Source organism: Paenibacillus alba, from assembly GCF_013204855.1.
In the GTDB taxonomy this organism is placed as follows: Bacteria; Bacillota; Bacilli; order Paenibacillales; family NBRC-103111; genus Paenibacillus_E; species Paenibacillus_E alba.
The window spans coordinates 1-21,435 of the sequence record NZ_JABMKZ010000010.1; the positions used below are offsets into that span (position 1 = coordinate 1).

Below are 21,435 nucleotides of genomic sequence, written 5' to 3' on the forward strand. Positions count from 1 at the left end.
GAGCTACCTTGATCCGTTGCTCATCATAAAGGATATTGCTTTTCATATATCTCATTCCCCCTCACCAATATTGTACCTTATTGCATATTGATGACTCCAATCTAATTAGGGGGCTTCAGAGGGAGTAAGTAAAAAGATGCAATTGTGCATCTTTTTAGCTCCATTCATGTGGAAAATTGGTAAATTCCTGCGATTATGCATCAATTTAAGGCTCATTTTCGTTTTCAGCTCAAAAAAGGAAGAAATACCTGCACAATTGCAGGCATTTCTTCCTTTTTTGCGATTTTACTGAAAAAGCCTGCACAATTGCAGGCTTTTCAAGCTGCTGCAGCCAACGGCTGCCACCTTGCCGCGGCATAGCAGACAGATCCTCCCACCTGGCTTTGCCGCCCGCCTACAGATCAGCAGCAAGTAGAACAAATCTAAATCTAAATATCTAAACCAACAACAATATCTAAACCAACAACATCTAAACCAACAACATCTAAACCAACAACAAAAAACCTCCAACACCACGCCAAAACGTGGAGCTGAAGGTTTTTGTATGGTCTAATCGATTAGCCGATGGAGCCTTCCATCTCGAACTTGATAAGACGGTTCATCTCAACAGCATATTCCATTGGAAGTTCTTTCGTAAATGGCTCAATGAAGCCCATAACGATCATTTGCGTTGCTTCTGCCTCAGTCAAACCACGGCTCATGAGGTAGAACAATTGATCCTCAGAAACTTTGGATACTGTTGCTTCATGCTCCAACGTGATGTTGTCGTTCATGATCTCATTGTAAGGAATTGTATCCGACGTGGACTCGTTATCCAGAATCAGCGTATCGCACTTGATGTTCGCTTTGGAACCTTGGGAGTTGCGTCCGAAGGAAGCGAGACCACGGTACGTTACTTTACCGCCGTGCTTGGAGATCGATTTGGACACGATCGTTGATGTTGTATCCGGAGCCAGATGCGTCATTTTGGCGCCTGCATCCTGGTGCTGGCCTTTGCCCGCTACTGCGATGGAAAGAACCATCCCTTTAGCGCCGCGGCCTTTAAGCACAACTGCCGGATATTTCATGGTCAGCTTGGATCCAATGTTGCCATCAACCCATTCCATTGTAGCACCTTCTTCGGCAACCGCACGTTTGGTAACGAGGTTGTAGATGTTAGGTGCCCAGTTTTGGATCGTTGTGTAACGAGCACGGGAGTTTTTGAGACATACAATCTCAACTACCGCACTGTGAAGGGAGTTGGTGCTGTAAATAGGAGCTGTACAGCCCTCTACGTAATGCACGAAGCTTTCTTCGTCGGTAATGATCAATGTACGCTCGAATTGCCCCATATTTTCGGAGTTGATACGGAAGTATGCTTGTAGAGGAACTTCACATTTCACGCCTTTTGGTACGTAAATGAAAGATCCACCGGACCATACCGCACTATTCAACGCCGCGAATTTGTTGTCGCTTGGTGGAATAATCGTTCCGAAATATTGTTTGAACAGTTCAGGATATTCACGAAGCGCCGAATCCGTATCTGTGAAGATAACGCCTTGGTCTTCAAGTTCCTTTTGCATGCTGTGATAAACAACTTCAGATTCGTATTGTGCGGATACACCAGCAAGGAACTTTTGTTCCGCTTCTGGAATCCCCAGCTTGTCGAACGTTTCTTTGATTTCTGTAGGAACTTCTTCCCACGTTTTACCTTGCTTCTCAGAAGGTCTTACGTAGTACTGGATATCGTCAAAATCAAGATCATCCATGTTGCCGCCCCAACGTGGCATCGGCATTTTGAAGAATTGCTCCAATGATTTCAGACGGAACTCCAACATCCATTCCGGTTCGCCTTTAATTCGGGAGATTTCTTCAACGATTTCACGAGTTAAGCCTTTACCCGATTGGAAAATCGATTTGTGCTCATCTCTAAAACCATATTTATAATCCTCGAGATCCGGCATTTGTTTAGCCATGATTGATTCCTCCTTAGTGCTTTGGTATTGCTTGAATTGCTGCTCTATGCGTCGCTTGCGCGTTAGTTATCGGTCTTCTGGGATTGTTCAATGCCTTTGCGTAGCGCATTCCATGCCAGCGTTGCACATTTGATCCGTGCAGGGAATTTATTCACACCCGATAATGCTTCTATATCTTCATATTCAAATTCTACAGATTCGCCCTTCATTAGGCCAGAAAAATTTTCTGCCATCTTCAGCGCTTCTTCGATCGTCTTGCCTTTGACTGCATCCGTCATCATGGATGCCGAGGATAAGCTGATCGAACAGCCTTCACCTGTGAATTTTGCCAACTTAACGATACCATCTTCCACCTGCATTTGCAGTGAAATTTTATCGCCGCAGGTAGGATTGTTCAAATCAATGGTAACGGCTTCGCCAGACTCAAATTTCCCACGGTTGCGCGGTGTTTTATAGTGATCCATAATCACTCTACGGTATAAATCATCCAATTGCATGGCCGAAGTACTCCTTTGTTTTTAGTAAGGCCATCACAAGACGGTCAATATCCTCTTCGGAATTATAGAGATAGAAGCTTGCGCGCGCCGTACTGCTTACTTCTAACCATCTCATCAATGGCTGAGCGCAGTGGTGGCCGGCACGTATAGCAACTCCCTCCGCGTCCAGAACGGTTGCTACATCGTGTGGATGCACATCGCCCAGATTGAATGTTACGAGCCCCGCACGATTGTGAGTTGGCCCATAAACAACCAGATCTTCGATCTGCGTCATACGTTCCATCGCATAATTCGTTAACTCTATATCATGTTTAAAAATAGTGTCCATTCCGACTTCCTGCAGAAAATCAATAGCAGCACCAAGACCAACAGCACCTGCGATGATGGGTGTTCCGCCTTCGAACTTCCAAGGCAGTTCCTTCCATGTCGATTCATACAAATCTACATGATCAATCATCTCGCCGCCAAACTCAACGGGCTCCATGCTTTCAAGCAAGGCCTTCTTCCCATACAATGCCCCGATTCCGGTAGGGCCACACATTTTATGTCCGGAAAGTCCATAGAAATCACAATCCAGATCCTGCACATCCACTTTCATGTGAGGTGTGCTCTGTGCACCGTCGACCATAATCTTCGCGCCATGCTTGTGAGCGATCTTGGCGATTTCCTTGACGGGATTAATGACGCCAAGCACATTGGAGACATACACGATCGAGACGATTTTGGTACGATCCGTAATCACATTTTCAACATCAGAAAGCAGAATCGTGCCATCTGGCTGTAAAGGAATATATTTGAGAACGGCTCCTGTCGCCTTGGCTGCTTGCTGCCAAGGGATCAGGTTGCTGTGATGCTCCATCGGCGTGAGGACGATTTCATCGCCTTCACGCAGAATCGATCTCGCATAACTGCTTGCCACAATGTTAATAGCTGTCGTTGTGCCTCTAGTGAAAATAATTTCCTGCTCACTGGAAGCGCCTATGAATTTGGCAACCTTAGCTCTTGCTCCTTCATAAGCATCCGTGGCACGAGAACCTAGTGTATGAACCCCGCGGTGAACGTTCGCATTGTCCCATTCATAGTAATGCTTAAGTGCTTCAATCACCTGAATAGGTTTCTGGGAAGTTGCAGCGCTGTCCAAGTACACCAGAGGATGACCGTTCACTTCTTGCTTTAGGATGGGAAAAAGTTCACGTATCTCAGCAGGTCTCATTGTCCCAGCTTCCTCTCCACTAAGCTTTGCAGCTGTTCTTCAACGCTCTTAATTGGAATAACGGATACGACTGGTGCCAGGAATCCGTAAATGATTAGACGTTGAGCTTCTTCCTTCGTAATACCACGGGACATCAAGTAATGAACTTGCTCCGCATTTACTTGACCAACGCTTGCTGCATGGCCCGCTTTAACATCATCTTCATCAATCAACAGGATCGGGTTAGCGTCGCCGCGCGCTTTGGGACTGAGCATCAACACTTTCTCAGTTTGTTGACCGTTACAGCCAGTTGCGCCTTTTTCGATCTTGGTAATTCCGTTGATGATCGCGGTTGCGCCATCTCTCATAACGGCACGAGTAATCATATCGCTTGTTGAAGCTTTCCCCCAATGAACAGCGCGTGTTGTCAGGTTCAGCTTTTGTTCTTGTGTACCAACACAGATCACTTTGGCATCGGAATCAGAGCCTTTGCCTTTAAGAATCGACGTTGTATCTGAAAGGGTGTTGCCGTAGTTCATTTCTCCGACTACCCATTGCATGCTCGCATCATTATCAATGACAGCCCGGCGGTAAGTCAGATCAGTTACGGATTCTTCCAAATTATGAATGGACGCATAATTTACGCGCGCGCCCGGTTTTAGGAAAATTTCCACGACGCCGTTTTGCACCAATGGAGCTCCAGACAGAGCAGAAACATAGTTATCTACATACGTTACGGAGCTGAACTGCTCGGCAACGATCAATACGTGAGGAGCAAATGTGGCTTCTGCATCGTCCGTAACAAACAAAGCTTGTAGCGGAATATCGACACGAACTTCTTTGGGAACATAGATGAAAATACCGCCGTTCCAAAGAGCTGCGTGCAGCGCCGTAAGCTGATTCTCGTTCGCTTCGATCGCTTTCATGAAGTAAGGCTTCACCAGATCCGCGTGATCGCGAAGCGCTGTTTCCAGGTCGGTGAAGATGACGCCTTGCTTTTTCAATTCTTCAGCAACTTGGCTGTACACGATCCCGGAGTTGCGTTGAACAATCAAGTTATCCGAGTTAGCCAAACCTTTGGCAACTTCAGGCAAAGCATCTATGGAAGTTAAAGGAGCTTGCGTTTTATAGGAACCGTAGGAGGAAATGCTCCAACGATCAATTCTTGTTTTCTCTAGTGCAGGTAATTCCAAAGAATTCGCTAACGTTAACCCTTCTGTACGAAGGGCAGTCATCCATTCCGGCTCTTGCTTGCTGCGGGAGAGCTCGATGACAGCGTTAGAATCTATGGAAAGTGTTGTTTGAGTGCTCATGGTATTCCTCCTGATTAGTACTTCGGCGCAGTCGTGTTCATTGGAACTTTGAATTCTTCCGCGTCTTGACCAACGGTTTCATCCACGATGCCGAGTTCTTCTTTGATCCAGTCGTAGCCTTCCGCTTCCAGACGCTCAGCAAGCTCAGGACCACCGGATTTTACGATACGACCTTGCATCATAACATGTACAAAATCAGGTTTAACGTAGTTGAGCAAACGTTGGTAATGCGTAATGATCAAGAAACCGCGGTCTTCACTGCGCATAGCATTCACACCTTCAGCTACGATACGCAAAGCATCGATATCAAGACCGGAGTCAATTTCATCCAAAATTACGAATTTCGGCTCAAGCAACAGCATTTGCAGAATTTCGTTACGTTTCTTCTCACCGCCGGAGAAACCTTCGTTCAAATAACGGTGCATGAACTCTGGGTTCATTTCAAGTTGTTTCATCTTCGCTTCCATTTGACGGATAAACTTGATCAAAGAAATTTCGTTGCCTTCGCCACGACGAACGTTCATTGCGCTGCGCAGGAAGTCAGCATTCGTTACGCCAGTGATTTCACTTGGATACTGCATAGCTAAGAACAATCCAGCGCGTGCTCTCTCGTCAACAGCCATTTCCAGAACGTCTTCACCGTCTAGAGTAACGGAACCCTCTGTAACTTCATATTTCGGGTGACCCATCAACGCGGATGCCAAAGTACTTTTACCTGTACCGTTTGGTCCCATGATGGCATGAATTTCTCCGCCCTTAATTTCCAAGCTAAGGCCTTTCAAAATTTCCTTTCCTTCGACGTTCGCTTTCAGACCGTCTATTGTAAATGTTGATGAATTCGCCATTTCTTAAGCCTCCATAATGTTTAGATGTACTAGATACACGACAATCAAAAAGAATGATTATCATTGATTCTCATTAGAATAATTCTATTATAACTTACTATGACAAATCAAGAAAGGGCACTTATGCTAAAAAACCAAGCATTTTCTGAAAATGCTGCTTTATATTACGCCAAAGCTTGCTTGATTTCAGAAACTTGCCGGGCAAATTCCTCGTCACCTATAACAGGAACCAACGAAGCATCGTTCGGCAAGTCTGCCTGCAGCTCAATCCATGACTTGCAGCCCATATAGGCTTGTTCGATTGGAATCAGCAAAGGCTGCTCCAATTGGTACACTCTTAACAGCATAACATGCAGGGGATTTTTGCGTTTCCACTTTAATCTTTCGTCCGTGAAATTCTCCGTCCAGATGTGAAATGGAAACAGTTTATTCAATTGTTCTTGATCGCTCACTTCAATATCTTCCATCATCCGAGCAAAAGCGGTTAGCCTGATGTGTGTATCTTCCGCACTCCAATCTGCTAATGTCTCGTCGATAACGCCTCGGTATGCTTCTTTCAGCAATTCCTTTCTCTGGTGCTCATACGTCGGATAAAGAAAAAAATCATTTGATTCCACTTGGAAATCTCTTGTCTCCTCCGCAATACCTCCTTTGCGCATAATAACTATTTGTTGTCCCGTTTCCAGAGCTTCAACAGCCGATGCCCATTCTTTCAAGGCCTTTGGTTTCCCCATGACGCCAACTCCTCGTTCCCCACATTAATCCTTTTATTATAAGGAATTTTGCGGAGCAAAACAAACCGAGTGCCTGCGTCAGCATAAACAAAAGAAAAGGATGACCCTAAAGGCCATCCCTTTCTATTTATTTTATTTTGACGTTTCTGCGTAATACGAATGTTGGATTCGGGCAAACTGATCCTGATTCTGTTTCATCGGATTCGGATCCGCTGTTTCAGATGGAGTGTCAGCACCGAAAGCCATCAGGAGGAGAAAAGCGCATGCGGCCATAACAAGCAGGACATTCAGGATTTTCATCATGACAATAGCCTCCGGAACTGTTTTGCTTTTAGTATAGCCTTGTTTTATCAGATACATGTTTGCTCAGATTGAAGATTTTGTAAATGAGGACTAGCCCAGGAACGATTGCAGCATCCAGCGATGCTTTTCCAAAGAGGTCTGTATAGCCAAAAGCATGTCCGACGTAGTCTCATCCTGCACTTCTTCACAGGCTTGCATGCCTGCTTTCAGTTCCTGGGTAAGAATCGTGAAATCTTCAATGACCGCTTCGACCATTTTCGTCGCTGTCTCGGTTCCCGATGCTTCTTTAAGCGACGACAACTCGAGGTACGCCTTCATCGTAGCGGCTGGCTGTCCGCCAATGGCTAGCAGCCGTTCGGCAAGCTCATCCACGTGAAGAGCCGCTTCATTATAGAGTTCTTCAAATTTAACGTGCAGCGTGAAAAATTGATTGCCCTTTACATACCAATGAAAATTGTGCAGCTTCACAAACAGCAAGCCCCAATTGGCAATTTGCTTATTGAGAACAGCCGGGATGGATTGTGTTAGCGTTGTGTTCATGATGAAAGCCTCCTTAGTTGTCTTGGTGAACTGCTGACGAATATGCTTGTACACGCTAATTTACGTTAGAAGCAACTTTTTTATGTAGATTATGCAACATTTCCGAAGTTTGTATTTCATGCAGCAACATTTTGCCTTATACTAGGAAAAGATGACTAATACACAGTAAATTAGTTGGAATTAATTCCAATGACTCATAGGAGGCTTTCGATATGTCCACTTATCATCCTTTAACGGAAGTTCAAGCCATTGCGTACTCACGTCAAATTCCTCATTTATTTCAAGAGGGCGCTGACCTTGAAAGCCAAGAAATTGGCGACGGCAACCTAAATCTCGTTTTTCGCATATCCGAAACGGCCACTGGGAAAAGTATCATTTTGAAGCAAGCTCTCCCTTATGCCAAAGTTGTCGGTGAATCGTGGCCGTTAACGCTGGATCGTGCACGTATTGAAAGTGAAGCGCTGCTGATTGAAGAAGCACTGAACCCGGATCTCGTGCCTCATGTATATGCCTATGATGCTGATCTTGCGCTAACGGTCATGGAAGATTTGAGTGACCATGTTATTATGCGCAAAGGGTTAATTGAAGGGAACCAATACCCGCTTTTTGCCGAGCACATCGGTCGTTTCCTAGCTACTACATTATTCTTCACCTCAGATTTGGGCAAAAACCAGCAGGATAAAAAAATTCAGCAAGGTCGGTTCATCAATCCGGAGCTTTGCAAAATCACGGAGGATCTGATCTTCGACGACCCTTACCGTGATGCGGAAACGAACAATATCGAAGCTCAGATTCGGGATGCTGCTGAACAGCTTTGGACTGACCATGCGCTTCATCTTGAAGTGGCGATTCTTCGCCAGAAATTTTTGACCAGCGCGCAAGCCCTTCTCCATGGCGATCTGCATACAGGCAGTATCTTCATCAAGCCCGATTCAACCAAAGTCATCGATCCAGAATTCGCTTATTATGGACCTATGGGATTCGATATTGGCGCTGTGCTGGCTAACCTTATCCTCAATTTCGCTGGGCAAGAAGGCTGGAGCAAGGATGACGAGAGCCGCGCTGCTTATCGCAGCTATTTATTGCAAACAGTCAAAGACGTTTGGACACATTTCGAAGCGAACTTCCGCGCCTTGTGGAACGAGCATGGCGTAGATCGCGTTTTCCAAACGGCCGGTTACCAAGATTATTTCTTAACTAATCTGCTTCAAGACACAGTCGGTTTCACAGGTGCCAAAATGGTCCGCCGTATTGTCGGACTGGCGCATGTCGCCGATATTGATAAAATCGAAGATGCTGCGGCTAGGGAGCGAGCACAGCGTTTGGCATTAAATACAGGCAAAGCGCTCATTCGCATCAATCGCCAAGTAACTTCTATCGATGAGCTTATTGCCATCGTGACCCAAGAATCAGCTGTAGAAAGAGGATTTGCGCTATGACAAACACAAACAACAACATCGAATCGCCCAACACAGGGGCTGAAAACCAGGAAATTCAAGGGGCTTTGCAATCCTTGCGCTGGAACGGCCAGCAGCTTGATCTGTTAGATCAACGGCTGCTGCCGGAAGAAATCGTTTATTTGCCGCTGGAAACAGCCCCACAGGTGTGGGAAGCGATCCAGCACTTGAAAGTCCGCGGCGCGCCAGCCATCGGCATCGCCGCCGCGTATGGGGTATATCTCGGCATCCGTGAAGTGGATGCTCCGGTGGAGGGGCTTCTGGCGGAAGTCCAGAAGCAAGCCGACTATCTGGCGACGTCCCGTCCGACAGCGGTGAACTTGTTCTGGGCGCTCGATCGCATCAGAGCGCATGCGGGAAGATTGGCAGCCGAGGGCGTTAGCCCGGCTGCCTTCAAGGAAGCGCTCCTGGACGAAGCGCAGAAGATTCAAGCGGAGGACGAGGAGACGAACCGCCGTATCGGCGAACATGCGTTAACGCTGTTCGAGGACGGCTTCGGCGTGCTGACGCACTGCAACGCCGGCGGTTTGGCGACAGCCAAGTATGGCACAGCGTTAGCGCCGTTCTACTTGGCCAAAGAACAAGGCTTGAACATCAAAGTGTTCGCCGACGAGACCCGGCCCGTGCTGCAAGGCGCACGGCTGACGGCCTTCGAACTCCAGCAAGCCGGCGTCGACGTGACGCTGATCTGCGACAACATGGCTGGCGCGGTCATGTCCAAGGGCTGGATTCAAGCCGTCATCGTAGGCACCGACCGTGTCGCGGCTAACGGAGACGTAGCCAACAAAATCGGCACCTACAGCGTGGCCGTGCTGGCCAAAGCCCACGGAATTCCTTTCTACGTGGCGAGCCCGCTTTCCACAATTGATTTAAACACGCCAACAGGCGGAGACATTCCGATTGAAGAACGTCACGAAGACGAGATCACCCAAGGCTTCGGCAAACGCACAGCACCAAAAGGCGTGAAAGTATTTAACCCGGCTTTCGACGTGACGCCTAACGAATATGTAACAGCTATTATTACTGAAAAAGGAATCGTACAAGCCCCTTATACCGAAAATCTGCGCAAGCTTTTTGAGTAAAGCTCGGGCAGCTCCCACAGTAAGTAAAAAAACCTTTCAAACCACAGTAAGTGGAATGAAAGGTTTTTTGTTCTATCCCTCATGACGTTTTCACCCTTGCAGCAAACCCTTATCCCGAAATCGGTTGGGGGTAACGCCATGCGCTTTTTTGAAAACATAATGTAAATAATTACTGGAGGCGAAGCCGTTGCTTTCAGCAATTTTCTCTAGTGTTAGCGAGGTTTGAAGCAGCTCATTGCAAACATGCTTTAAACGAACTTGCTCTAAATATTCACTAAACGAGAGATTTGCCTGTTCCTTGAAAATACGCTGAAGCTGCCTTGAGCTGATTTGAACTCGTTCTGCCACCAGCTCCAGCGTTAATGGACGCCGGTAGTTGTCTTCAATAAACTGGATCGCCAGCTGATAACGGTAGCTCTTCATATCGCGGGCAGGCAAGTTTAAACCGTGCGGATCAGCTTTATAAGCACCTACTGTCCGTAAAAGCATCTGTACGATAGACTGCTTGATGATGGTGTATTGCCCAAGTTGATTGCTGCGCCATGCTTCGTAGGCGACAAGAAAACATTTCATTGCTTCCTGACGGTCCAAAGCAGGAACATGAGGAAGCTCGCCTAATTGACGGATGCAAGCATCCGCTTCAGCAATTTCCCAAGCTTCCCCCCACGCATTGGTCAACTCACTTTGATCTTCTTCCGTCAACTTGACAATATCCACATGCAAGCAGAGCTCGCCCATTTCCTCGCCCTTGTCCGCTTCCTGACGATGGCTCACTCCAGGTGCTGTAACGTAAAGCATCCCCTCCTGCAAGGCATGCGTGACACCATCTAGGTTCACGCTGCCTTTTCCATAGGGGATGTAATGAATTTCAAATTCAGAATGATGATGAAAATCGATAATTGTTCCTGCAGGGAAGGATGTCAGATGGCAGCGCAATACCCTGAGACCATAGGAGCCCCATCGGAAGCTCAAATCTAAACGATCTAAGGCCGTCGGATTTTCGAGCATGGGTTCAAAATAGAATGGCTGACTCATAAGATGAACATCCTCCCTGTCTGAGCGAAACAATTATTGCGTTAAGGAATCAACACGAATCTGTTGTTTCTTAGCAACGGATTGGTTGGCGGCTTCCATCAATTTCGTTAAATCGACAGCAAGCTGAATATTGGTTTCCGCTTTAGTTCCATTTTGGATATGGCTGACCCATTGATCAAATGCAGAGATTCTTTCCGCCGGCCAATTCTCATAGGCGGTCCATTGGCCATTTGTCTCAGCAAGCTTATTGGAACGAATCAAGACTCTTCCATCATGTTCTGAATAGAGCACACTGCCATCCGTACCGTGAACTTCAATGACAAATGGTGAAAAAGCGTTAACAAATCCTGCTTCCACAACCCCAATCGCCCCGTTCGCATATTGAAGCGTCGCAACGGCATTATCCTCAACTTCTCTCCCCGTTACATACCCGTAAGAAGCGCTTACAGCTTCTGGAAGTCCAAGCAGCAGACGTGTTAAATACATCGGATGACAACCTAAATCAATTAACGCTCCGCCGCCGCATTGCTCAGCATTGTAGAAATGCTCCGGCAACCAGCCATTCGGATTAGACTCGGTGGAAATCCCGCCATTATGGGATAAGCGCGTGCGAACCAGGGTGAGCGTGCCTAGCAGCTCCTTCTCCACAATTTCTTGAATTGCGAGTGTAGAAGCTGAATTCAAACGAGGCAGCGAAACTGTTAACGTCACGCCTGCTTCATTCACGGCATCCAGAATCTCATTCACTTCCTTCAAGGTCGGAGCAATCACTTTCTCAGTAAAAATATGTTTACCTGCCTTCGCAGCAGCAACCATGACCTCGCGATGCAAGTTCGTTGGCGTATCGATGACAACCGCATCAATTTCCGGATTGGCCAGCAGTTCACCCAAATCCTCATAGAAGGGAACACCACGCTTCTCAGCTTCCTGTTGTCCTCTTGCCGGGAGCTCATCCCATACGGCAACAATCTCCGTATTTGCATGTTCCGTTACTTGTTTCGCATAATCCCCTGCATGTACATGCCAAAAGCTTAACATCGCTACTTTTATCATAGTATCCTCCAAATAAGTGACTTGGTTTCATTGTATCATGACAAGGCAGGTTGATAAATTTCGAATTAGCGACACATCAGGGTGCAATATAGCGACATCAACTTCTACTTGGTAACCGGGACTGCGTTATAAAATTCTTCCATCGTTACCTTCTTGGCGGCAATCTCTTTGGCAACATCCACTCCCACATAACGAATGTGCCATGGCTCGTACTGATAACCGGTAATATCCGCTTTTCCTTTCGGATAACGGATAATAAATCCATATTCCGCCGCATGCTTTTCAAGCCAGTTCGCTTCCTTCGTCCCGCCAAAGCAATCTTCGGCTGCACATTTGCCGTCACTGCCTGTGACATCAATCGCCAGTCCCGTTTCATGCTCACTCGTACCAGGAACAGCGCTGTACGTTTTCGCTTTCTCTTCGCCATCTTTCAGGACATACCGCTGGAAGACGGATTTCTGCGTGGCGAAAGAGCGGTAGGCCGAAACGCCGGAAAGGTGGATATTATCCTTTTCCGCGCCAGCAAAAAGCTTTTCAATCGCACCTGCAGCCGTGCTGCGCATTTTCCGTTTTTCTATTTTTTCTGCAAATACAAAAGGGATATCGGGATAAACCAAGTCCGTCGGCTCATAGCTGGAAGGCAGCGAATTTTGTTTATTCACTAACACCGTGACACTTTCCGGCTTAGCGATAACCTGAACTGCTCCACTCTTCGGTGGTGCCTGCGAGCCCGTTGGTGCAGCCGTAGCCCCCGATGTCGGTTTGGGTGTGGTTTTGGCCGATGCAGCAGGACTGGTTGTAGGGGAAGGAGTCCCTGTTCCTGTGGCTGGCTTAGAGCTCTCTTTCTCTGTCGGACTGACAGTTGGTGTGACTTCCGCCTTGTTGCTGCACCCTGTTACTATGGTTAGCGCCAAAAGTATGGCCAGCGAATACTTCATTGTTTGATTCATGATCTACAATCTGCCTCCTCAACGTTGTAAAAACTTACACATGAAATAGACTTTAAACCCGCCGCAAAAGTTGCAAAGAACAAATCGCAGATTTAAAAATAAAAAAGACTGCCAAATAGGTTTTGCGCCTAGATCGCAGCCTTCTCATATTTTATGCGTATTGGTGTGAGGATTCAAGTTTTGACGTAGTTCGTATTGACCTCAGCCGTTTAAGCTTGACTAGCCGCAATCGCTTGCTCTAAATCGTAAATGATATCTTCAATCGCTTCTGTCCCTACGGACAGGCGAATAAGTCCCGGAGATACACCAGCGGATGCCTGTTCCTGCTCATTCAACTGGGAATGTGTCGTGCTGGCAGGATGAATAATTAATGATTTGGAATCGCCGACATTCGCCAAATGGGAGAATAGCTCCACAGAGTGGATCAGCTTTTTGCCCGCTTCTACGCCGCCTTTGATTCCGAAGCTAAGAATAGCGCCTTGACCTTTTGGCAAATATTTCTGTGCAAGCTTATAGGAAGGATGGCTTTCTAAACCGGCATAGCTAACCCACTCGACATTCTCGTGCGCCTCTAAATACTGAGCGACTTTAAGCGCGTTCGAGCTGTGACGTTCCATGCGCAAATGCAGCGTTTCCAGTCCTTGAAGCAATAAGAATGCGCTTTGCGGAGAAAGCGATGCCCCTAGATCACGAAGCAATTGCACGCGTGCTTTGATGATATAGGCAATTGGGCCAACAGCATCTGTATATACAACGCCGTTATAACTTGGGTCCGGTTTCGTCAGACCTGGGAATTTGCCGCTTGCAGCCCAGTCGAACTTCCCGCCATCCACAATGACGCCGCCAATCGTCGTTCCGTGCCCGCCAATGAACTTCGTTGCAGAGTGAACAACAATGTCGGCTCCATGTTCAATTGGTCTAAGCAGATAGGGACTTGGGAACGTATTGTCAATAATTAGTGGAATGCCATTCTCATGAGCGATCGCTGCTACAGCTGCAATATCCAGAATGTCGCCCTTAGGGTTGCCGATCGACTCTGCATAGAGCGCTTTGGTCTTGTCGGTAATGGCAGCACGGAAATTTTCCGGATTGCTCGGATCAACGAATTTTACGTTAACCCCCAGCTTAGGCAGCGTATTTGCAAATAAATTATAAGTTCCGCCATACAAAGATGACGCCGCAACAATCTCATCGCCTGCTTCAGCAATGTTCAAGATCGAGAACGTAATTGCTGCTTGCCCGGAAGCAACAGCTAGTGCTGCTGGAGCACCTTCCAGTGCGGCAATCCTTTTCTCGAAAACATCCGTCGTTGGGTTCATAATACGCGTATAAATATTGCCAAACTCTTTCAGTGCAAACAAATTCGCCGCATGATCCGTGTCATTAAATACATAGGATGTCGTTTGATAAATCGGGACAGCCCTTGAATTCGTTGTTGGATCAACGACTTGACCTGCATGAATTGCGAGTGTTTCCGGTAAGTACTGGCGTTCTGAACCTGACATTTAAACATGCCTCCTAGGATAAAAGTATCATGATTTCGCTGGCGCCTCTTTATACTTGATAATTCCTACTGGAATAGTATACAATTATTTTAAAGGAAACATCCAGTCCTAGTCAATATATCACATTGGCATATTTTTCTAAACCATTTTAGATCGGACGTGTTTGCATGCTATTTCAGCCCTATACCATTAAAGAGGTTACCCTCAAAAATCGGATCGTTATGTCACCAATGTGCATGTATGCCTCGGACGACTCCGGCGAAGTCAAAGATTGGCACTATGTTCACTATGCGACGCGTGCCGTTGGTCAGGTTGGCCTCATTATCGTGGAAGCTAGCGCCGTTACAGCCCAAGGGCGAATATCTCCCCGAGATCTGGGCATATGGGATGACACCCAAGTTGCCGGGTTGCAGCGTGTTGTTGATTCCGTTCACGGTCAAGGCTCGCATATTGGTATTCAACTTGCACACGCAGGTCGTAAAGCTGTATTGGATACGCCCATTATCGCTCCTTCGGCCATTCCTTTCTCCGACACCTTCAAAACACCGGATGAAGCTACGCTTGAGCAAATTCAAGAGACTATTACAGCGTTCGGCGACGCTGCGCATCGTGCCAAACAGGCTGGATTTGATGTCATTGAAATTCATGCTGCACATGGCTATCTCATCAACCAGTTTCTATCCCCGCTTATCAATCTGCGGAAGGATGCGTATGGCGGCGACCTCGAAGGGCGTTTCCGATTCTTAAACGACGTTATTGCCGCTGTGAAAAAGCGGTGGGACGGCCCGCTTTTTGTGCGCATCTCTGCGCATGAATATTTAGAAGGCGGGCTTACCCCGCAGGATCACGCTTATTTCGCCGCAAAGCTGAAAGAATTGGGCGTTGATCTCATCGACGTCAGCTCCGGAGGGACATTCCCTGTTGTTCCGCCAACCTATCCAGGCTATCAAGTGCCTTTCGCCGAAGAAATCCGCGCCAAGGCTAACATTGCCGTGGGTGCGGTAGGCTTCATCACAGAGCCTGAACAGGCGGAAGAAATTCTCCGGAACGAACGAGCCGATCTTGTCTTCATCGGCAGAGCTTTGCTGCGAGATCCTTATTGGCCACGGACAGCAGCGGTCAGATTGCACGCCGAATTAGAAGCGCCAATTCCTTATACGCGCGGTTGGTGATGTTAGGCTAGGCAGTTTTTTATAAAACTGCAAAAGGCAGCTTTCTGAGGCTGCCTTTTTGCCTGGCTCAGCCTACATATGCGGGGTAGCAGCCTTCTTTGGCGCTTGAGACTGCCTTTTCTCGGCAGGCTCAGAGCAGGTTCGATGCTTTTCCCCTGCTGAGCCGGCCTTTTCGGCTGGCTCAGCTTGTCGACACAACCCATTACGATTTCTCCGGAGGAAGAAGGACGATGCGTCCATCTTCCATGGCAACACGAACTTTGTTCGTACCGGAGGCGCCGATGGATTCCAGCAAATTTGCCGGGATTTGCAAGCGGCCTGCTTTATCGACAACCGCATATTCCACATGTGAATCTCCCTCAGCAATAATGCCTTGTTCCATTTCCAGCAGCTCCTCCTGATAAGATTTGCGTCTTAATATCTCTGAGGAGGTTTTGCCGTCACGAATAGCAACGACACGGTCTACTTTCTTAGCCAGCAAAGGATCATGCGTGACAATGACAACGGTTAAACCAAAGGTGCGGTTCAGTTCACGGAACAGGTCGAGAATCTGGTTCGCCATCTTCGTATCCACGGAGCCCGTCGGTTCGTCCGCCAGCAGCAGCCTCGGCTGATTCGCAAGGGCAATCGCAATCGCCACCCGCTGCTGCTCACCGCCTGAGAGCTGATTCAGCCTGTTGTTTCTGCGGTGGCTCAAGCCCACAGCTTCCAGCAGCTCCAAAGCACGCAGACGCTTGCGCCGTCCCTGCAGGAGTATCGGCAGCTCCACATTCTCCAAGGCTGTCAGATAAGAAATCAGGTTGCGCGCATTATTTTGCCAGACGAAGCCAACCGTCTCTCTTTTATACTTGACCAGATCGGATTCCTTAAACTTCAGCAAATCTTTCCCATCCACATGCAAATTGCCAGCCGAAGGTCGATCCAATCCTCCCAGCATGTTCAATAATGTCGATTTCCCGCTGCCGCTGTTCCCGATAATCGCCATCAGCTCTCCCTCCGCAATGTGGAGGTCAAGCCCTTGCAGGGCAACGACTTCAATGTCAGCAGCTTTATAAATTTTAACTAAATTCTCACAATGAATCATGCTTAATCCTCCCCAAGCTTAACAGCTTGATGAATCTTGATTCTGGACATCATCGTACCGAGAAGCAGAAGACCTGTGCCGATCATTACTACAACAATGACGTACAGATGCCATTGATCATTCGGATCAAAGCTGACTTGGAAAGGCGGCACCTGACTCGATGAGTCGAATGTTAATTGGAATAATGGCACATATAATCGGCTGGCCGTGGTACCCGTCATCATACCAATGAGCACGGCAGCGCCAGAAGTTAACAGCTGTTCGGCAATAAGCATGCCAATTAGCTGGCCAAACGAAATCCCCATCGCCCGGAATACCCCAAATTGCAAAATCCGACCAGACAACGACAACACCCAGTACAGAAGAAACCCGATAAAGCTGATGCCGATGGCTATCAAAAAACCAAGCGTCATCACACCGTTCACAGCCAGCTGAAACGGATCGTTTTTGGTGCGGATCAGCATTTGTTTCGTATCGGTCATATTTTCGACAGACATATGTTTCAGCACCAGTTCATCATACAAAGCTTGGCTTGTTGTGTCAGGCTTCAGCTTTAACCAGACATCATAGGGCTCCACAGCCATGTTGTTTTGAATGTAGGAAAGATGCCCGATAACGATCTTCGGCGCGTCCGCCCTCACCTGCTTGCCAGAGCTTGAAGAACTGCTTCCCGAAACGGAGGCTGATGTTAAGATTGGATTGGGATTCCAGCTTGGCCAGTAATCAATGATCCCATAAACAATAAACGTAGCGCCTTCCACCCCATCCCACCCCAGTTGAACGACATCCCCCACCGAGGCTCCCATTTCATCAGCAACGGATTTAGAAATAAGCACAGCCTTCGAATTGGACGCAAGCAGGTTCAAGTAGTCATTGAAATGATGATCCAATAGATGATCGCGAAGCCAAGCCGTTTGACCAAATTCATCCGAATCAATGCCCATTAACCGGGTTTGACGGGATTCTTTGCCCAAGGTGATAACGGCATCCTTTTTCTGAAACACCCGTGCCGCTGATGCCACTCCCGTTAGCTGTGTGAAAGGAAGGAACGGAGGTTCCGTATATTGTACGCGCTTTTTGACTAGGGGCTGCTGGGTTTTCTCGGTTTCTCCAAAACCGCTGGCCGGCGCTGATTGCGGCGGAGGCGCATCATTCTCCCATTTCGTCTGCAGAACGATATCCGCCCCATTCTTATAACGGATCTTCTCTTCAATGTTCTTGTTCATCGTGCGAGCCGCACTTGCGCTAAACAAACCTGTAGCCAAGGTCATAATGATAAAAAGCATAATGAACTGATATTGTGTCGTGGATCTGCCGACCTGCAGCAGCGTGGAATACAAATAGGGTGGCCACCATTTTCGACCCATCAGATAGATCAATTGAATGACCCAAGGATAAATACGCAGCAGGAATAAGCCCATAGCGAATATGAATAAGGCAGGCACAAGGAAAAGCAGAGGATCCACTTTCATATCCATGGAATCTAGGCCCAGTGAGACCAGATCACTCATGCGTCGATTAAAGCTTTGCAATAAATAGATGGAGACGGATAATAGGATCACATCCAGAAACGTTTTATGAATAAAAGAATGCTTGCTCTTCCGCGCCATCGTTTGTTTATGCCCAACAATGGTAGCACGCGTAGCCAGAACAGCGGGTATCAGTGTCATGCACACGGAGGCAATAACCGCAAAGAACGCGTACTGATAGGCCTCTTGATTCAGCTTAACTTCCATGGAAGCACGCTGGACGAATTCAAGAAAACCATTGGAAGCCCCCAATATTTTGGTTAACTCGAGGCCCAGAAAAGGACCAATAAGCAAGGCCACACTGCCTAATAAGACACCTTCTACGACATAGCCAAACACAATTTGCAAGCGACTGGCTCCTCGACTTCGCAGCACAGCGATTTCTGTCTTCTGCCGATCCGTAATCAGATTAGCCACCATGAATAAGTAGAAAGCAAGCAAAATACTAACGGGCACATTAAGGGACCAGAGCATTGTCCGGAGCTTCTTTTCTTTCTCTCCATACAATTTCAGCGTTGCGATGGCAGGGTTTTTGAGCGTATACGTATTGAAATTGTTGCTTAAAAAGGTGTCCAATCGCTCATTCGCCTGGGTATACGTCCCTATCCCTTCTAATTTTAGTTGATGATAATCAAGGACAATCGTCATGTAGGAAAATAAGTTTTTGAACGTATTGTTCGCTATGAAATCCTTCTCAAACAGCGGATATGGAATAAATAGTTTCGATCGCAGATCGTTCATATTATTCGTCCAATACAAATCCGCGTAATCGGAACGATCAATGACAGCAACTGGCTTAATGCGAATAGGCTGCTTCAGATCCTTGCTGGCAATCGTAAATTCGCTGCCGAGTACGATTTTGAATTGCGTCAACAATTCTGGAAAAACCCATGCTTCATATACACCATTCACCGGTTCAGAAGCGGGGGCAATACCGTCTACAATACGGATATGCTGATCCAAATCCGACATCGCCGTCAGTCCAGCGGTACGGTTCACTTTGGGATCTATTTTAGCGGGATCGCTTGGGGTAAGCTCGAAAGGCATCGTATTGCGCGAAATCGCAGAAAGAAGCACAGGCACACCGAACTTCTTGCTTTGCTCGACCAAATAAGCATCTGTTTCCGCCAGAAGCCGGTTGTTAATACTCCCCTTTTCCGCTTCTTCCATGAAATACGTATAGGTGTACACTTGTCCAGGATATTGCTTCGTATCCGTTTGCCCGACTTCCAAATCCTTAATCAGCATGCGCTGCAAAATGGCATGGGTGTAGATCGGCATGGAGCTGGCGAGCGCAACCGAAATGATGAGCCCGACTAAAAGGCTAAGCTCCAACCAGCGGTTTTTGACCATTTTACGGAGAATCATCAGAAATAAAGCCATTGCAATCCTCCTAAACAGTGTTAGTTGTTTAAAATAACGTTCTGACCTTCCTTAAGTCCAGTGCGGATTTCCACTTCTGTCGGTGTGACAAGCCCCTTCTCAACATCAATTTCCTTGCGGCTTTCACCTTCTAGCACCTGCACATAATCTCTCCCTAAATAACTGCGAAGACCTGTTCTCGGAATAACCAGAACATTGTCATGTTTCTCAATAATAATAGTCATGTCGCCGGAGCCGCCGATTTGCACCGCTTCTGTGCCCTCCGGAACCGAAGCGATAATCGTCTTCGCATTTCTTTCCGCGAGTGCTTTATTGGTCGTCAGCGGAGCGCTTGAAGGCGTTTGCAAAACCTTGCCTTGAACGATCTTATCGGAATTTCCGATTTTCACATCCACATTCATGCCAACCTCAATACCTGTGAGTGCCCCGCTGTCCGATGATTCATAAGATAATTGCAGTTTATTCGGATCTGAAAGCGTTACGAGGGTCCCGAAAGCTTCCACAACACTTCCTTCCTGCATATCCGTTACATAGGTAACGATGCCCGCCCTGTCAGCCTTGAGCCTTGTCTTCCCCAATTGCTCCTGAAGGGAGGACAATTGAAGCTGCGCAGCCTCCACATCAATCTTTTTCAAGCGGGCCTCATAGGTTTGATTGGGATCCGTTTGTTGTGTTTGCAGGCTTGCAATCTGTGCTTTTTCCAGATTTAACTTCTGCAGCGCGATTCGCGTTTCCAGATCTCCCACTTCCAATTCCGCCAGAACATCGCCAGGCTTAACCGTATCCCCCAGCTTAATGTGCATCGCTTTCAAACGATGATCCGATTCTTTGAAATAGTAGTTGGTTGTTTGACTCGACTTGAACGTTCCTACCAAGCTTGCTTTTTTGGTCAAATTGCCTTTCTTTACTTCATACAGCTCAAAGTTTTCTTTCACGGGTTTGACTAAAGGCGGCTTCAGGGCCCCCTCCTCTCGAGGCAGCAGTGAGCATCCGGTAAGTATGAACACAACGCCTGTTAGCAGAGCAAGAGCTGAAGCGAATTTATTAACCTTCATCGACAATGGTACCATCCTCCAATGCATACACTTCATCTACAATTTCCATAATCGCCAAATCATGCGTTGTCATAATAATCGTCATCCCTGCTTGCACCAAATCCTTAAATAATTTCAGCACTTGGAGACCCATTCGGCTGTCTAATTCCGCTGTAGGCTCATCTGCCAAAATCAATTTCGGTTTGTGCGCTATCGCCCTGGCAATCGCTACCCGTTGCTGCTCTCCCCCTGAAAGCTCATATGGACGATGCTTCATGCGGGCTTTCAGCCCCACGAAATCAAGCGCTTCTTCCGCCAGCTTTTTGAATTGATTGGGGTGAATTCCGGATATGCGCAAGCCAAATTCCACATTCTCATAAGCCGACATATAAGGCACAAGGGCAAAGGATTGAAAGATGAGTCCAATCTGCTCGCGTCTGACTTCATTACGCTTAGATTCGGGCAAGCTGCTGATCTCAAGCCCTTCTAAATAAACAGCACCCTCCGAAGGATGGTCGAGTGCCCCTAATATATTCAGCAGCGTAGTTTTGCCGGAGCCTGATCTTCCGCGCAGCGCGACAAGTCTGCCCCTAGGAATGCTTAAATGCGCTCCCTTCAACGCATGAACGGCGCCAGCTCCTTTCCCAAAAACACGCGTAACCCCGATGGCCTGCACCATCGGTACTTGATCTTCCTGCTTTTTCAACGTCAGCACCTCTTTTATCAGCCTACTGTTTGTTCCTGCTCGGATGAACTTATTTCTAAATGTAAA

18 protein-coding genes and 1 pseudogene are annotated in these 21,435 nt (G+C 47.4%); 3 read left to right on the plus strand and 16 right to left on the minus strand.

Annotation, left to right across the window (positions count from 1 at the left end):
* Window positions 1–557 precede the first annotated feature (557 nt).
* The 8 genes from sufB to HQN90_RS14825 form a co-directional block, all read right to left on the minus strand.
* Window positions 558–1,955 (minus strand): Fe-S cluster assembly protein SufB, encoded by a 1,398-nt coding sequence (sufB, locus tag HQN90_RS14790; protein ID WP_173219868.1) that lies wholly within the window; start codon window positions 1,953–1,955, stop codon window positions 558–560.
* Between the two features lie 62 nt (window positions 1,956–2,017).
* Window positions 2,018–2,452, minus strand: coding sequence for a Fe-S cluster assembly sulfur transfer protein SufU (gene sufU, locus HQN90_RS14795; protein ID WP_173219871.1), 435 nt, complete (start codon window positions 2,450–2,452; stop codon window positions 2,018–2,020).
* Window positions 2,439–3,665 carry a cysteine desulfurase gene (locus tag HQN90_RS14800; RefSeq protein WP_173219874.1) on the minus strand — a complete coding sequence of 409 codons (1,227 nt, stop codon included), beginning with the start codon at window positions 3,663–3,665 and terminating at the stop codon, window positions 2,439–2,441. Before HQN90_RS14800 ends, sufU begins: the two co-directional genes overlap by 14 nt.
* Window positions 3,662–4,957, minus strand: a complete 1,296-nt coding sequence (gene sufD, locus HQN90_RS14805) for a Fe-S cluster assembly protein SufD (protein WP_173219877.1) — start codon at window positions 4,955–4,957, stop codon at window positions 3,662–3,664. Before sufD ends, HQN90_RS14800 begins: the two co-directional genes overlap by 4 nt.
* 14 nt (window positions 4,958–4,971) lie before the next feature.
* Window positions 4,972–5,802, minus strand: coding sequence for a Fe-S cluster assembly ATPase SufC (gene sufC / locus HQN90_RS14810; RefSeq protein ID WP_079421178.1), 831 nt, complete (start codon window positions 5,800–5,802; stop codon window positions 4,972–4,974).
* Between the two features lie 164 nt (window positions 5,803–5,966).
* A complete protein-coding gene (locus HQN90_RS14815; RefSeq protein WP_173219880.1) occupies window positions 5,967–6,536 on the minus strand; it encodes a DUF1802 family protein in 570 nt (189 codons plus the stop codon).
* Between the two features lie 132 nt (window positions 6,537–6,668).
* Complete coding sequence (locus tag HQN90_RS14820) at window positions 6,669–6,839, minus strand: hypothetical protein (RefSeq protein ID WP_158082389.1); 171 nt, start codon at window positions 6,837–6,839, stop codon at window positions 6,669–6,671.
* Between the two features lie 90 nt (window positions 6,840–6,929).
* A complete protein-coding gene (locus tag HQN90_RS14825) occupies window positions 6,930–7,379 on the minus strand; it encodes a Dps family protein (protein WP_173219883.1) in 450 nt (149 codons plus the stop codon).
* Window positions 7,380–7,591: 212 nt separating this feature from the next.
* Between HQN90_RS14825 and mtnK the strand changes: the two genes are divergently transcribed.
* Both mtnK and mtnA read left to right on the plus strand, forming a co-directional pair.
* Window positions 7,592–8,818, plus strand: a complete 1,227-nt coding sequence (gene mtnK / locus HQN90_RS14830; protein ID WP_173219886.1) for an S-methyl-5-thioribose kinase — start codon at window positions 7,592–7,594, stop codon at window positions 8,816–8,818.
* Entirely contained in the window at window positions 8,815–9,918 is a 1,104-nt protein-coding gene (gene mtnA, locus HQN90_RS14835) for an S-methyl-5-thioribose-1-phosphate isomerase (RefSeq protein ID WP_173219889.1), read from the plus strand. The genes mtnK and mtnA overlap by 4 nt, the downstream gene beginning before the upstream one ends.
* Window positions 9,919–10,008: 90 nt before the next feature.
* Here the strand turns inward: mtnA and HQN90_RS14840 are convergent, their stop codons facing one another.
* From HQN90_RS14840 to HQN90_RS14855, 4 genes and pseudogenes are all read right to left on the minus strand, one after another.
* A complete protein-coding gene (locus tag HQN90_RS14840) occupies window positions 10,009–10,953 on the minus strand; it encodes an AraC family transcriptional regulator (RefSeq protein WP_173219892.1) in 945 nt (314 codons plus the stop codon).
* Window positions 10,954–10,986: 33 nt separating this feature from the next.
* Entirely contained in the window at window positions 10,987–12,006 is a 1,020-nt protein-coding gene (locus tag HQN90_RS14845) for a Gfo/Idh/MocA family protein (RefSeq protein ID WP_173219895.1), read from the minus strand.
* 178 nt (window positions 12,007–12,184) lie between these two features.
* Window positions 12,185–12,956, minus strand: a pseudogene (locus HQN90_RS14850) (M15 family metallopeptidase); the annotation flags it as partial.
* Window positions 12,957–13,165: 209 nt separating this feature from the next.
* Window positions 13,166–14,461 carry a homocysteine synthase gene (locus HQN90_RS14855; RefSeq protein ID WP_173219898.1) on the minus strand — a complete coding sequence of 432 codons (1,296 nt, stop codon included), beginning with the start codon at window positions 14,459–14,461 and terminating at the stop codon, window positions 13,166–13,168.
* 167 nt (window positions 14,462–14,628) lie between these two features.
* Here HQN90_RS14855 and namA point away from each other — a divergent pair, with 167 nt between their 5' ends.
* Window positions 14,629–15,633 (plus strand): NADPH dehydrogenase NamA, encoded by a 1,005-nt coding sequence (gene namA, locus HQN90_RS14860; protein WP_173219901.1) that lies wholly within the window; start codon window positions 14,629–14,631, stop codon window positions 15,631–15,633.
* A 202-nt stretch (window positions 15,634–15,835) separates the two neighbouring features.
* On the opposite strand, the gene HQN90_RS14865 is transcribed toward namA, so the two are convergent.
* The 4 genes from HQN90_RS14865 to HQN90_RS14880 are packed head-to-tail and all read right to left on the minus strand — an operon-like array spanning window position 15,836 to window position 21,342.
* On the minus strand, window positions 15,836–16,717 hold the full coding sequence (locus HQN90_RS14865; RefSeq protein ID WP_173219904.1) for an ABC transporter ATP-binding protein: 882 nt from the start codon (window positions 16,715–16,717) through the stop codon (window positions 15,836–15,838).
* A 2-nt stretch (window positions 16,718–16,719) separates the two neighbouring features.
* Entirely contained in the window at window positions 16,720–19,629 is a 2,910-nt protein-coding gene (locus HQN90_RS14870) for an ABC transporter permease (protein ID WP_173219907.1), read from the minus strand.
* A 20-nt stretch (window positions 19,630–19,649) separates the two neighbouring features.
* The gene (locus tag HQN90_RS14875; protein WP_173220215.1) at window positions 19,650–20,684 is read right to left on the minus strand and encodes an efflux RND transporter periplasmic adaptor subunit; all 1,035 of its coding nucleotides are present in this window, start codon (window positions 20,682–20,684) and stop codon (window positions 19,650–19,652) included.
* A complete protein-coding gene (locus tag HQN90_RS14880; RefSeq protein ID WP_173220217.1) occupies window positions 20,674–21,342 on the minus strand; it encodes an ABC transporter ATP-binding protein in 669 nt (222 codons plus the stop codon). The genes HQN90_RS14875 and HQN90_RS14880 overlap by 11 nt, the downstream gene beginning before the upstream one ends.
* Window positions 21,343–21,435 lie beyond the last annotated feature (93 nt).